We start from the raw sequence: 13,144 nt of genomic DNA, 5'->3' as shown, positions 1-13,144 counted from the left end.
TTCATTCCTTGCCGGCCGTCGCTGGGCCGGTCACGACAGCGGTATCGGAGAGCCCGCCCCATTCGGTCCAAGAGCCGTCATAGAGCCTGTTGTCGGTATGGCCAAGCGTCTCCAGCGCCAGGGTGATCACCGCGGCGGTGACGCCGGAGCCGCAGGAAGTGACCACAGGTCTGGACAGGTCGATGCCGGCGTCCTCGATCACCTTGCGCAAGCGGTTCTTCGGCAGCAGCGTGCCGTTTTCGGAGAGCGCCGAATAGGGGATGTTGCGTGCGCCTGGCATATGGCCGGAGCGGATGCCGGCGCGGGGTTCGGGTTCTGTGCCGGTAAAGCGCCCTGCCCCACGCGCGTCGGCAATCTGGCTTTCGCCCGTATCGACGACGCGGCGCATGTCTGCCAGGCTGACGACGCGCGCGGCATCGAAATCGGCATGGAAGATGCCCGGCGCGATCTTCGTCGGCTCCGCGGTTACCGGGCGGCCTGCCGCCTTCCAGCCGTCCAGGCCGCCGTCCAGAACATAAGTCTGGAAAACGCCCATGATGCGGAACATCCACCACGCCCGGGGCGCCGAGAAGAAGCCTGGGCCATCGTAGACGACGATGGTGTCATCGGCCGAAACACCCATCGCGCCGACATACTGGGCGAAATGCCGAGGCGATGCGAGCGTATGCGGCAAGGCGGCATCGGGATCCGAAACTGCATCCTGATCCAGAAACCGGGCTCCCGGAATATGGGCCGCATCATATTCGGCGCGCGCGTCGCGCTTTTGTGCCGGCAGATACCAGGACGCGTCGACAATCGTCAGGCCCGGCTGGCCCAGGCGCTCCTGCAGCCAGTCCGCATCGACGGTGAAAGCACTGTCTTCGGGCATTGTCTCTCCTGCCGCCTTTGATGGGCTGTTTGTTCAATTCGCCGGCAGTGGACCGAAGCGGATGCGGAAACGCCTGTTCTCGCGGCCCTTCTTCTCGATCTTGCCGATGTGGATTTCGCCGATTTCGCCGGTGCTCTTCACATGCGTGCCGCCGCAGGGCTGGCTATCCACCGAGGCGTTCTCGCCGATGCAGACCAGGCGGATCTTGCCCGTGCCAACGGGCGGCCGGACATTCTTGGATTTCACCAGGCCGGGATTGGCGGCCAATTCCTCATCGCTGATCAGCCTGGTGAAGATAGGATGGTCGGCCCGCACCAGATCCATCAGGCCGGCGGTTGCCTCTTCCTTGGTGAAACTGGCGTCCGGAATGTCGAAATCGACGCGGCTGTCGTCCTCGGAAACCGCCGCCCCGGTGATCGGGAACGGGCAGACCACCGTCAGCAGATGGCAAGCCGCATGCATGCGCATCAGCAGGTGCCGACGCTCCCAGTCGATGGCGAGCTTCACCGTCTCGCCCGCCTCCGGCAGCGCTTGCTCCGGCGCCGGCACATGGATGATCTCGTCCTTGGTCTCGCCGGTAATCGTGGCGGCAATTGCCAATCGGCTGCCGTCGGCGCGCTGGAGATAACCGGTGTCGCCAGGCTGGCCGCCGGAGGTGGCGTAGAAGATCGTCCTGTCGAGAATGATGCCGCCGCGATCGTTGACGGCAACGATCGTCGCGTCCGCCGTGCGCAGATAGGCGTCGTCGCGAAACAGCGCTTCCGTTTTGTGCGCCATCACGCGACCTTTTCGAACGGCACCGAGATCCTGCTCTTGCGTTCCATCCACTCCGGCACAGGCAGGTTCTTCTCGCGCAGGAATTCCGGATTGAACAGTTTCGACTGATAGCGCGTGCCGTAGTCGCAAAGGATGGTCACGATGGTGTGGCCGGGACCCAGTTCCCGCGCCAGCCTGATGGCGCCGGCTATGTTGATGCCGGTCGAGCCGCCGACGCACAGGCCCTCTTCCTGGATCAGGTCGAAGACGATCGGGAGCGCGTCTTCATCTTTGACCTGGAACGAGAAATCCGGCGTGAAGCCATCGAGATTGGCGGTGATGCGCCCCTGGCCGATGCCTTCGGTGATCGAACTGCCCTCGGACTTCAACTCGCCGCTGGTGTAGAAACTGTAGAGCGCGGCGCCCAGCGGATCGGCGAGCGCGATTTTGACGTCCTTGCTTTTTGCCTTCAGGCCCATCGCAACGCCGGCAAGCGTACCGCCCGAACCGACCGCCGAGACAAAGCCGTCGACCTTGCCGCCGGTCTGGCTCCAGATCTCCTGCGCCGTGGTACGGACATGGCCGTCGCGGTTGGCGACATTGTCGAACTGGTTGGCCCAGATGGCGCCGTTCGGCTCGCTCCGGGCCATCTGCTCGGCCAGCCGCCCCGACAGCTTCACGTAATTGTTGGGGTTCTTGTAAGGCACGGCCGGTACTTCGATCAGCTCGGCGCCGAGCAGCCTGATCGTGTCTTTCTTTTCCTGGCTCTGCGTATCGGGGATGACGATGACGGTGCGGTATCCCAGCGCCTTGGCGACCAGCGTCAGCCCGATGCCGGTGTTGCCGGCCGTGCCCTCGACGATGACGCCGCCCGGTTTCAGCAGACCGCGCTTTTCGGCGTCACGGATGATGAAGAGGCCGGCGCGATCCTTGACCGACTGTCCCGGATTCATGAATTCGGCCTTACCCAAGATCTCGCAGCCGGTCGCTTCGGAAGCTTTGTTGAGGCGGATCAAAGGCGTGTTGCCGATCGCGTCGATCACAGAACGGGGCATTCAGGATTCCTTGTGTGCGTGCGCCGAAACCCTAGAAACCCAACGCTCCGGTTTCAAGGCAAGAATTGGTCTGGTCCAGTCGCATTTCCGGCGCCATGCGCGTCAGCGCCCGCCGGGACCGGGCGCGATAGCATACAGTCCATTTGCACTTGTGATCGAAAAGCACCCTTTTCATTCGATTTCTTCGCCGCTAGAGCAAGGCACCAACAAGTCGACAGGGCGCAGCATGACACTCTATCGGGCCGATCCCAAACACGGCGTCGCCTGGGTCACGGGCGGCAGCAGCGGCATTGGCCGCTCGCTGGCCAGGGATCTTGCGTCACAAGGCTATGCGGTGGCGGTGACGGCGCTGGACAACGATCCGATCGATACGCTCATCGTCGAGACCGCGCAGATGCCGGGCAAGGTCGTGTCCTTTCCCTGCGACGTCACCGACGAGCCGCGCATGGCAAAGACGGTCGCCGCGATCGAGAAGGATCTCGGGCCGATCGTGCTCGCGGTCTTCAATGCCGGGAACTACATCTCGACGCCCGGAGAATCCCTCGTCGTCAAAGATTTCCGCCGCTCCTTCGAGGTCAACTATTTCGGCATCATCAACGGTCTGGTGCCTGTCGTCGAGCATATGCGGGTGCGCGCACGCGGCCATGTCGTCCTGGTCGGCTCGGTGACCGCCTATTTCGGCTGGCCGACCACGGCCGCCTACGGCGGCACCAAGGCGGCGATCAATATCCTGGCTGAATCGCTGAAATATGATTTCGACAAGATGAATATCCGCGTCCAGGTGATCAATCCCGGTTTCGTCGACACGCCGCTGACCGAAAAGAACATGCTGCCGATGCCGGGCCTGATGCCGGTCGGCCGCGCGACGCGCCGCATGGTGCGGGGCATCAAATCCGGCGGCTTCGAAGTCACTTTTCCGTACCGGACGAGCTGGCCGCTGAAATTTCTTGGCCTGCTGCCAAGGCCCTTATGCAGGGCGGTGATCAGCCTGATAACCAGCTGGAAGGCAAGGCCGCTGCACTACGAGCGCAAAACGCCAGGCAAATAATACGCCGTCGAAATTGTTGGGGCCGCGCCCGGCCGGCCGTTGCCTGTTTGTGGTCACCACCATACGTTGAGATCATCTAGCGTGGAGTCTGCCATGGGGCGACGGATCGTGCTTGCTGTGCTGGGCCTTGTCGCCATCCTTGCATTGGCCTTCGTGCTTGGTCCACGCGTTCCCGTCGACACCACGATCCGCTTCGATCCTTCCGTCATAGGCGACGACCCGCAAGCCTATGTGGCCAAGGAAGAAGCCGCCATACCTGGCATCCGCGACGGGTTGGAGAAGGAGATCGTCTGGGCGAACCCGATGGTGCACGCCAAGACCCCGCTGGCGATCGTCTACATCCACGGGTTTTCAGGATCCAAGGGCGAGGTCCGCCCGCTGCCCGACGAGATTGCCGACCAACTCGACGCCAACCTGTTCTACACCCGCCTCACCGGCCATGGGCAGGACGGCGAGGCAATGGCTGAAGGCAGCGTCAATGCCTGGATCAACGACTATGAGGAAGCTATCGCCATCGGCCGGGCGATCGGCGACAAGGTTGTCGTCATTTCGACATCGACCGGTGGCTCGCTGGCGGCCTGGGCGGCGACGCAGCCGAACGCATCGGAAGGCGTGGCCGCGATCGCGTTCATCTCGCCGAATTTCGGGGTAAAGGCATCCGGCGCCGAGATCCTGACCATGCCGTGGGGCAAGCAGATCGCCGAACTCGTCATCGGCAGGGAGCGCAGCTTCGTGCCGCGCAATGCTCTGCACGAGAAATTCTGGACCACCAGATATCCCGTCGCCGCGACCTTGCCGATGCAGGCACTGACCGAACTTGCCTATGGCGCGCCGGTGGAGAAAGCCGACATTCCCGCCCTGTTCATCTTCTCGGATTCAGACAAGGTCGTGCGGCCGGACCGCACCCGTGAGATTGCCGCACGCTGGGGGGCGCCGCACGAGCTGGTGCCACTGGAAGCCACGGGCGATCCCGACAATCACGTCATAGCAGGCGATGTGCTGTCGCCTTCGACGACGGCGTTTCTCGCTCAACGGATTTCGGTCTGGATCGAGGCCGTGGTCAAGTAAGCCCGCCGGTACTTAGACAACGGCCGATATGGAAAGAGCGACCACGGCCTTACCGTGGTCGCCCTTGATCCTTGCAATCGGTCCGCCTCGGAAAAGGCGTGGCCGCGACCGAGCCCGGCTTTATGCAGCCCGCGTCGCCGGCCGTTTGCCGCCGAAGCGGCGCTTGTTGTTGCCTTTGAACGGCTTGCGGCCTTCGGGGCGCTCGCCTTGCGGCTTGCCCGCGAACGGACGGTCGCCGGCCGGCTTGCCGCCGAAGCGCTTCTTGCCGTTGCCGTTGCCGCCCGGCCGCCGGCCGTCACGACGGCCATTATGGTCGGCGCGGTCATTCGCCGGCTCGTGGTGACGCTCGTTCCTCTCCGCGGGATTGCGCTGCGGATCCGGGCTGCCGAGATGGTCGGCTATGATGGGCAGCTTGGTGCGGATAATGCGCTCGACCTGGCGCAGCTTACTGTTCTCGGATGGATCGCAAAGCGTGATTGCAATGCCGTCCTTGCCGTTGCGGCCGGTGCGGCCGATGCGGTGGACGTAGCTTTCAGCCTCGTCGGGCAGATCGAAATTCACCACATGGCTGATGCCGGGAACGTCGATGCCGCGCGCCGCGATGTCGGTTGCGACCAGGATGCGCACCGATCCGTCACGGAAATCGTTGAGCGCCTTCTGGCGGGCATTCTGCGACTTGTTGCCGTGGATGACGGCGGCCTTGAAGCCGTCGCGCTCGAGGTCCTTGGTCACGCGGTCGGCGCCATGCTTGGTGCGCGAAAAGATGATGACGGACTTCATCGCCTCGTCGGCGAGCATGGTCGACAGCACCTGGCGCTTCTGCTTGGTGCGGGCAAAGACGACGCTCTGCACGATCTCGGCCGCCGCGGTGCTTTGCGGCGAGACCTCGATGCGGACAGGGTTCTTCAAAAGGCCCTTGGCGAGTTCGGCAATCTCGTCCGGCATGGTGGCGGAAAACAGCGCCGTCTGACGGTCGGGCGCGGTCGCCTTGGCGATGCGCTTGACGTCATTGATGAAGCCCATGTCGAGCATGCGGTCGCCCTCGTCCAGCACCAGCCATTTGGTGTCGGAGAGGATGAGGTCGCCCTCGCGCACCAGGTCGGTCAGGCGCCCGGGCGTGGCGATCAGGACGTCGACGCCGGGAGCGATCTTCTTCACCTGGCTGAAGCGCGAGACGCCGCCCAGCACCAGTGCCGTCGACACATGCGCCCCCTTGGCGAGGATTTTGATGGTCTCCTCGATCTGCACCGCGAGCTCGCGGGTCGGCGCCAGAATCAGCGTGCGGGTCGTCTTGGCGCGGCGCTTGGTGCCCAGCGCGATGATCTTCGACAGGATCGGCAGCGCGAAGGCAGCGGTCTTGCCGGAGCCGGTCTGCGCGATACCGAAAATGTCACGGCCTTCCAGCTGCGGCGGGATCGCCTGCACCTGGATCGGCTTCGGATCGGTGAAACCGGCATTGTGGGTGGCCTTGAGCAGCGCACCGGAAATTCCCAGCGCCGCGAAACCGGAGAGTTCCGCCGGGTTTGTGCCGGGCATAGTGTTTTCGTTGGTCAAAATAATCTTCTTTCACGCGGCCTCTGGCCGCAAACATCGATGGCGGCAGGGCGCAACCTGCCGTCGGATATCTCTTATGGAACGACAAGGCGGCGGACGATTTCGTCCGCGCGGCTGCGCTGTCGTGCCCGCAGGCATTGTGCCTCGGGGCTTTTTCGCCACCTTGCCGATCAGCCGGAAAGAGGGAAAACAGACGCAACCAGTCTCATTCGAGGAGAAGGCCGGATTCGTTCCCGGCCCAAGCGCCTATGGGCTGCATATGGCTGAGTTCGCGCTGAAATGCAAGGGCATCATGTTGCAGTGCAGCAAAACTGGATGAAAATGGGCTTGAAATGGCCGCCTAAACCTCGTCCGGCCACCGCCTCGCACCATGCTGGACGAACAGAACCTCTATCTGAGTGTCCTTCACGCGGTACGCGACGATATAGGGCGTTCCGGGAATCACCAGTTCACGGGTGCCTTTGATCTCTCCAACGCGTCCGATAAAGGGATTGGCCGACATTAGCCGAGCGGTCCTTGAGTGGATGTCATTGACGATCCTGGCGGCAGCCCGTGGGTTGCGCTGGCCGATATAGTCACTGATTGATGTAAGCTCGACCAGATAGTTTCGGGTCCAGACTATCCGCACAGAGCTTTATGCCTGGCCGTACTTGCTGAGGACCGCCGCGATCTCGTCCTCGGTCGCGAAATCACCGCGGTCTGCAGCGTCGATTCCCGCCTGAACGCCGGCAACCCACTTTTCCTGCCACGCCAGCGAACGGCCGTGGGACAAGGCATCCTCGATGATCTGATCGCGCGTAAGTGTCGAACGCGAGGTCAACATCTCGATCCGGCGGTTCAAATCCTCGGATATCTCTATGTTGTTCTTCATGGACCAATTCTGCCATATCTTGCGAATGCCTGCCAACAAACTTCGCGCATGATCGACCAACAGAAAACGATCGGAAGCCGGCGCTTGCGCACGTCTGCGGGCGTCATTACCACAAACGCAGCTTCCGTTTTGAGGGCCGAACGATGAAAGACGTGCTGAAGGAACTCGAGCGCCGGCGCGACATCGCCCGCATGGGCGGCGGCCAGGCCCGTATCGACGCACAGCACAAGAAGGGCAAACTCACCGCGCGCGAACGCATCGAGGTGTTTCTCGACGAGGGCTCGTTCGAGGAGTTCGACATGTATGTCGAGCACCGCTCGACCGATTTCGGCATGGAGAAGACCAAGATCGCCGGCGACGGCGTCGTTACCGGCTGGGGCACGGTCAATGGCCGCCCGGTCTATCTGTTCGCCAAGGATTTTACCGTCTTCGGCGGCTCACTCTCGGAAGCGCATGCCGAGAAGGTCATCAAGGTGCAGGAGATGGCGCTGCGCAACCGCGCGCCGATCATCGGCCTTTACGATGCCGGCGGCGCACGCATCCAGGAAGGCGTGGCGGCGCTTGGCGGCTATGCCGAGATCTTTCAGCGCAATGTGCTCGCCTCCGGCGTCATCCCGCAGATTTCGGTGATCATGGGTCCATGCGCCGGCGGCGATGTCTATTCACCTGCCATGACCGACTTCATCTTCATGGTGCGCGACACCTCCTACATGTTCGTCACCGGGCCTGACGTGGTGAAGACCGTCACCAACGAGACGGTGACAGCCGAGAGCCTCGGCGGCGCGTCCGTCCACACGACGAAATCCTCGATTGCGGACGGCGCCTATGACAATGACGTCGAGGCGCTCTTGCAGATGCGGCGGCTGGTCGACCTGCTGCCGGCCTCCAATACTTCCGATATTCCCGAGATCGAATGCTACCAGTCCGTGTCAGACCATGACATGTCGCTCGACCGGCTGATCCCCGACAACGCCAACAAGCCTTACGACATCAAGGAACTGATCCTGAAGGTCGCCGACGAGGGCGACTTCTTCGAGATCCAGCAGAGCTTTGCCAAGAACATCGTCACCGGCTTCGGTCGCGTCGAGGGACGCACGGTGGGCTTCGTCGCCAACCAGCCGATGGTGCTGGCGGGTGTGCTCGATTCAGATGCCAGCCGCAAGGCGGCCCGCTTCGTGCGCTTCTGCGACTGTTTTTCCATCCCCATCGTCACCTTCGTCGACGTCCCGGGCTTCTTGCCGGGCACCGCGCAGGAATATGGCGGCCTGATCAAGCACGGCGCCAAGCTGCTCTTCGCCTATGCCGAGGCGACCGTGCCGAAGATCACCGTGATCACCCGCAAAGCCTATGGCGGCGCCTATGACGTGATGGCCTCCAAACATCTGCGCGGCGACATGAACTATGCCTGGCCGACGGCGCAGATCGCCGTCATGGGCGCCAGGGGCGCGGTCGAGATCATCTACCGCAAGGACATTGGCGACGCCGAAAAGATCGCAGCCCATACAAAGACTTATGAGGATCGTTTCCTGTCGCCCTTCGTCGCCGCCGAGCGCGGCTATGTCGACGAGGTGATCATGCCGCATTCGACCCGCCGCCGCGTCGCCCGCGCGCTTCGCATGCTGCGCAACAAGGACATGCAGAACCCCTGGAAGAAGCACGACAACATCCCGCTATAGCGCTTCCGGCAGCCTACTCCTCTTCCGCCGCCCCAAACCCGGCCCCCATGGTCGCGCTGGTCGCGCTTGCCCAGGGCGTTGCGTGATTGTCGATGCGCATCTGGAAAATGAAATAGGTCGGCGAGCAGAAGCCGATGCCCTTGACCTTGGCGGCGCCCGGCGTGTCCGGCGGCAGCGACTGGCACATATAGTCCTCGCGGCAGAAACGATCGGCCGAGCAGGCCGGCCGGTTGCCGCGATTGACGGCGCCGCCCAGGCACTGGTCGAAATTGTTGGTCGCCACGCATGTGTCGAACTTCTTGCCGCCGACCATGCCGCAGATTTCGGACGGCATCGGCTTGCCCGCCTTGAAGGCGGCGAAGTTGCGATCGCTGTCGTCGCAGGCGCGGTAGGCGATGCCTGCCGGCACGCCGATCTTCGGTGGCCGGCAGGTGTATTCGGTCCGCGAAAAGGTCGGCGCGAAGGCCGCGAACTGGCCTGATATCTTGTAGCGGTCGTTGAAAGGTTGCGACGGGTTGCTGGCAATCGAGCCGGTCAGGCATGGATGGCCGGAAAACATTTTTGGGCTGTCCTTGGGCAGCAGGCATTGCGCCAGCGTGGTGCGCACGCCCGATGCCGTGGCGAGCGGCGTGCAGACAGTGCCGCCGCCGCATTGCCAGGTCGCGCCGAAGCGCTTGGCATCCTGCGGCAGCAGGCACGGCATGGTCATCTCGGCCGGCGCGTAGTCGACATCCCCGGTGTCGGTCCACGTCGCCGGCGGGGCGAAGGAGAGCGGCCGGTAGCGGTTCGGCGCCTTGCCCTCGTCCGTTGCGCGCAGCCAGGCCCGGCGGCGCGGAATTTCGGCATGGAGATGCGGCGAGATGCCGACCTCGATGCGGTTGAGCGGCGATGTCGTCTTGTCGTCGAGGCCGATGAAGTGGAAGCCGGCCGTGGACCCCGCCTGGTGACAGCCCTGGCAGGCGCCATTGTCCAGCCGCTCGACCAGCGCTTCGGGCGTACGCACCAGTTTCATCGCGGAATAATCTATCCCTGCAAAATCCGTCGGCTGGAATAATGGCGTAAACGGGTGATTGGCTTGTCTCGCGCTGCCGAAGGTCGACCACGAGATGACTTTCCTGGCCAGGAAATCGTCGGGGATTTCATAGACGCCGAGATCGATCGCCGCGACATTGGCACTGACATAGTCGCCAAGCCTTTTCTTGAGCGCGGCATCCTCCGACAACCGCTCGACATCAGGCGTGTTCTCCAGCGGCATCTCGCCGACGGCGGCGCCATCGATCCCAAAAATCCGCATGAGGTAGGCGGCCTGACCGCCGAACTCGGTCTCCTGGCCGGAGGGAAAGCGCACCACCTGCGCGTTGAGCTCGAGTTGCTTGAAGGTCAGTTCTTCCGGCGCCAGCGGCCCGCCGGTCAGCCAGCCGGCATCGACGCTTTCGTCCATCTGCGGCGTCCAGCGTCCGGCAACGCCGACGCAACCGCCATCGGCATCCGGCGCGACGCTGAAGACGGCGTTGAAATTGAACGGCAGCCGCGAGGCCAGCACCTTGCCGTTCTTTCGGAAGCTGTAAGCCAGGCGATAGATGAAGCGCACCTCGCCGCAGCTCTTGTCGCCCTGCAGGACGGCGAAGTCGCGCCGGTCGACCCGGTTGACGACACCGACCAGGCGAAAGCGCGCCGCCTCGGTCTTCAGCCAGCGCATGTCCATGACGCGGCCGACATTGCCGTCGGTCACCTCGTAGAGCGTGCGCCCGCCGGCCTTCATCTCGGCCCGCAGCGCGGCGACATCGGCCGCTATCGTGTCGACAACGGCATGATAGGCCGGCGCTTCGGTGTAGAGCGACTTCAGATCGTCCTCGCCATCGACACCGAAAACACCGGCAAAGCCAAACCCCTTGTCATCGAGGGTGGCTAGCACCGCCGGATCATCGACGATGGTCACCGGCTGTTCGGCGCGCACGCCATGCGGTGCGAACGCGATGATGGCAGCGACGACTCCTGCAAGCAGCTTCATCCGAAGGGCGCCTTCTGCCGCGCCTCGACCAGTTCGCGCAGCGCGGGCACTATCGCCGGCGGCAGATCCTCGGCGATCAGCCCTGGCCCGAACCGGCAGCCTGCCTCCGCATGGATCCACACCGCCGCGCAGGCGGCTTCGAAAGCCGGCATGGCTTGGGCAAGCAGTCCGGCCGCGATGCCTGACAAGACATCACCCGACCCCGCGGTGGCAAGCCAGGCCGCGCCGTTGGAATTGACCGCGGCCCTGCCGTCGGGAGCGGCGATCACCGTGTCGGCGCCTTTGTAGACGATGAAGGCATTGGCTTTCGCGGCGGCCGCGCGTGCCTTGTCCAGCTTGGACAAGGCATCGTCATCGGCGATATCTGGAAAAAGCCGGGCGAACTCGCCTTCATGCGGCGTTATCACCAGCGCGGGCGCGTCCGGCCGGCGGGCGGCCTCGAACAGAATATCCGGAGCCTCACGAAACGAGGTGATTGCGTCGGCATCGAACACAAGGCCATCGATTTGTGCGGCAATCTTCTTCTGCCGGCCGAAGGCGAGAAGAGTGAGCGCGAAGGTCCGTGTTTTTTCGCCGATGCCAAAGCCAGGTCCAAGAACAAAGGCCGACGGCCTGCGCTCGCCGATGAACGCCTCTATGTCCGCGACATCGTCGCTTTTGCGAAGCATGATCGACGTCAGATGTGCGGCATTGACCTGCATGGCGTTACCAGGTGACAGAACCGTCACCGCCCCTGCCCCGCTTCGCGCGGCGGCGAGCGCCGAGAGCCGCGCCGCGCCGGTAGCACTGGGGCCACCGCAAAAGACGCCGACATGGCCACGCTTGTATTTGTGCGCGTCGACGGCCGGCACCGGCAAACCGCGCAACCAGAGTGCCGGCCGGTTCTCGAACGTCCGGGACTGGAGCCTTGCAATGATGTCGTCGCCAATGCCGATATCGGCAAGCACGATCTCGCCGCATCGTTCCCGGCCCGGCAGGAGCAGATGGCCGGGTTTCTTGCGTGCGAAAGTCACGGTGAGGTCGGCTGAGAACGATGTGCCGAGCACCTTGCCGCTGTCACCGGAGACGCCGGAAGGCAGGTCGACCGCGACAACCGGCAGACGTTGCCTGGCTGCGTGATCAACCGCCCTGGCTGCGTCGCCGGACAACGGCTTCGACAGCCCTGCCCCGTAAAGCGCATCGACCACGATGGAGCCCGGCGCGGCATCGAAGTCCGACAGCGGCCGGGGGTGGATTGGGCATTGGGCGGCGGCGAGTGCCGCATCGCTACCCAGTCTCGGCGCACCGGACGCCCAGACCGTGACGGCGACGCCGCTGCCCGCCAGAATGCGGGCAACGACATAGCCATCGCCGCCATTGTTGCCGGGGCCGCACAGAACATGGACATGCGCTGCCGAGGGATAGCACTTGAGCACTTGCGCCGCGACGACCTCGCCGGCACGGCGCATCAACCCAATGCCATCGGTCGGGCCGGCTGCAATCGTCAGCCGGTCCGCCTCGCCCATCTCGGCGGAAAGAAGAAGTTCGTCGCTCATGGATTGCCGATCCGCATTCGATCAAGCATTGTCCAGTTTTCGATCCGACGCAAACAAGGAGGTGTTGTCGACCTGGCGCGGCGGCGAGGATAAATGTCTGGCACAACTGCCCATGATATGGGCGATGTGCCTAATTTTTATGCGGACGCAAGTCCCGCCACTGTGTAGGCTCCGGCGGCCATGCTGCATTCAGCGCCGTGAATGGCGTGATTTTGTGCGCGGATGCGGCAGGGCTTCGAAATCGCAAGAGACCGCTTGAAATCGCTCCAATTGGCACGGTTCGTGCTTGAAGGAGGCGCAAGCGGGGGCTCACAACCCGTTTTTTTGGCAGTGGAGGCCACTTTTTACATGAAAAAGATCGAAGCGATCATCAAGCCATTCAAGCTGGACGAAGTGAAGGAAGCGCTTCAGGAGGCCGGACTGCAAGGCATCACCGTGACCGAGGCCAAGGGCTTCGGGCGTCAGAAAGGTCATACGGAACTCTACCGCGGCGCCGAATACGTCGTCGATTTCCTGCCCAAGGTGAAGATTGAAGTCGTGCTCGGCGACGATGCCGTCGAAGGCGCGATCGAGGCCATCCGCAAGGCTGCCCAGACCGGTCGCATCGGCGACGGCAAGATCTTCGTTTCCAATATCGAGGAAGTCGTGCGCATCCGAACCGGCGAAACCGGAATGGACGCGGTTTGATCCGAGCCGCCCGTC

13 protein-coding genes are annotated in these 13,144 nt (G+C 63.3%); 5 read left to right on the top strand and 8 right to left on the bottom strand.

The genetic code is table 11. From position 1 onward, the window contains the following. Position 1: 1 nt before the first annotated feature. Genes sseA through FJ967_RS02745 form a run of 3 tightly spaced genes read right to left on the bottom strand, consistent with a single transcriptional unit; the run spans position 2 to position 2,679 of the window. A complete protein-coding gene (gene sseA / locus FJ967_RS02755; protein ID WP_140730150.1) occupies positions 2-868 on the bottom strand; it encodes a 3-mercaptopyruvate sulfurtransferase in 867 nt (288 codons plus the stop codon). Positions 869-901: 33 nt separating this feature from the next. Next, complete coding sequence (locus FJ967_RS02750) at positions 902-1,645, bottom strand: alanyl-tRNA editing protein (RefSeq protein ID WP_140730149.1); 744 nt, start codon at positions 1,643-1,645, stop codon at positions 902-904. Then, positions 1,645-2,679 carry a cysteine synthase A gene (locus FJ967_RS02745; protein WP_140730148.1) on the bottom strand — a complete coding sequence of 345 codons (1,035 nt, stop codon included), beginning with the start codon at positions 2,677-2,679 and terminating at the stop codon, positions 1,645-1,647. The genes FJ967_RS02750 and FJ967_RS02745 overlap by 1 nt, the downstream gene beginning before the upstream one ends. A 226-nt stretch (positions 2,680-2,905) precedes the next feature. Between FJ967_RS02745 and FJ967_RS02740 the strand changes: the two genes are divergently transcribed. Together FJ967_RS02740 and FJ967_RS02735 are read left to right on the top strand one after the other, a co-directional pair. Continuing rightward, the gene (locus tag FJ967_RS02740) at positions 2,906-3,727 is read left to right on the top strand and encodes an SDR family oxidoreductase (protein WP_140730147.1); all 822 of its coding nucleotides are present in this window, start codon (positions 2,906-2,908) and stop codon (positions 3,725-3,727) included. A 93-nt stretch (positions 3,728-3,820) separates the two neighbouring features. Continuing rightward, positions 3,821-4,795 carry an alpha/beta fold hydrolase gene (locus FJ967_RS02735; protein ID WP_140730146.1) on the top strand — a complete coding sequence of 325 codons (975 nt, stop codon included), beginning with the start codon at positions 3,821-3,823 and terminating at the stop codon, positions 4,793-4,795. Positions 4,796-4,915: 120 nt separating this feature from the next. Here the strand turns inward: FJ967_RS02735 and FJ967_RS02730 are convergent, their stop codons facing one another. Then, positions 4,916-6,331 (bottom strand): DEAD/DEAH box helicase, encoded by a 1,416-nt coding sequence (locus FJ967_RS02730; RefSeq protein ID WP_246675148.1) that lies wholly within the window; start codon positions 6,329-6,331, stop codon positions 4,916-4,918. Positions 6,332-6,425: 94 nt separating this feature from the next. On the opposite strand from FJ967_RS02730, the gene FJ967_RS02725 reads away from it, so the two are divergent. After that, positions 6,426-6,668: a hypothetical protein gene (locus FJ967_RS02725; RefSeq protein ID WP_140730144.1), complete on the top strand. Its 243-nt coding sequence runs from the start codon at positions 6,426-6,428 to the stop codon at positions 6,666-6,668. 21 nt (positions 6,669-6,689) lie between these two features. Here FJ967_RS02725 and FJ967_RS02720 read toward each other — a convergent pair whose 3' ends face one another. Next, positions 6,690-6,977, bottom strand: coding sequence for a type II toxin-antitoxin system RelE/ParE family toxin (locus FJ967_RS02720; protein WP_140730143.1), 288 nt, complete (start codon positions 6,975-6,977; stop codon positions 6,690-6,692). Between the two features lie 6 nt (positions 6,978-6,983). Next, positions 6,984-7,220, bottom strand: coding sequence for a transcriptional regulator (locus FJ967_RS02715; RefSeq protein ID WP_140730142.1), 237 nt, complete (start codon positions 7,218-7,220; stop codon positions 6,984-6,986). Between the two features lie 143 nt (positions 7,221-7,363). Between FJ967_RS02715 and FJ967_RS02710 the strand changes: the two genes are divergently transcribed. Further along, positions 7,364-8,896 carry an acyl-CoA carboxylase subunit beta gene (locus FJ967_RS02710; protein ID WP_140730141.1) on the top strand — a complete coding sequence of 511 codons (1,533 nt, stop codon included), beginning with the start codon at positions 7,364-7,366 and terminating at the stop codon, positions 8,894-8,896. Between the two features lie 13 nt (positions 8,897-8,909). On the opposite strand, the gene FJ967_RS02705 is transcribed toward FJ967_RS02710, so the two are convergent. Beyond that, positions 8,910-10,907, bottom strand: coding sequence for a hypothetical protein (locus tag FJ967_RS02705; protein WP_140730140.1), 1,998 nt, complete (start codon positions 10,905-10,907; stop codon positions 8,910-8,912). After that, positions 10,904-12,442 (bottom strand): NAD(P)H-hydrate dehydratase, encoded by a 1,539-nt coding sequence (locus FJ967_RS02700; RefSeq protein ID WP_140730139.1) that lies wholly within the window; start codon positions 12,440-12,442, stop codon positions 10,904-10,906. Before FJ967_RS02700 ends, FJ967_RS02705 begins: the two co-directional genes overlap by 4 nt. A 348-nt stretch (positions 12,443-12,790) precedes the next feature. Here FJ967_RS02700 and FJ967_RS02695 point away from each other — a divergent pair, with 348 nt between their 5' ends. Next, the gene (locus FJ967_RS02695; protein ID WP_006205430.1) at positions 12,791-13,129 is read left to right on the top strand and encodes a P-II family nitrogen regulator; all 339 of its coding nucleotides are present in this window, start codon (positions 12,791-12,793) and stop codon (positions 13,127-13,129) included. Positions 13,130-13,144: the final 15 nt, after the last annotated feature.

It is taken from the genome of Mesorhizobium sp. B2-3-4, assembly GCF_006442315.1.
Classification (GTDB): domain Bacteria; phylum Pseudomonadota; class Alphaproteobacteria; order Rhizobiales; family Rhizobiaceae; genus Mesorhizobium.
The sequence above is the reverse complement of the archived record's forward strand: the minus strand, read 5'-3'. Positions and strand labels throughout refer to the sequence as shown.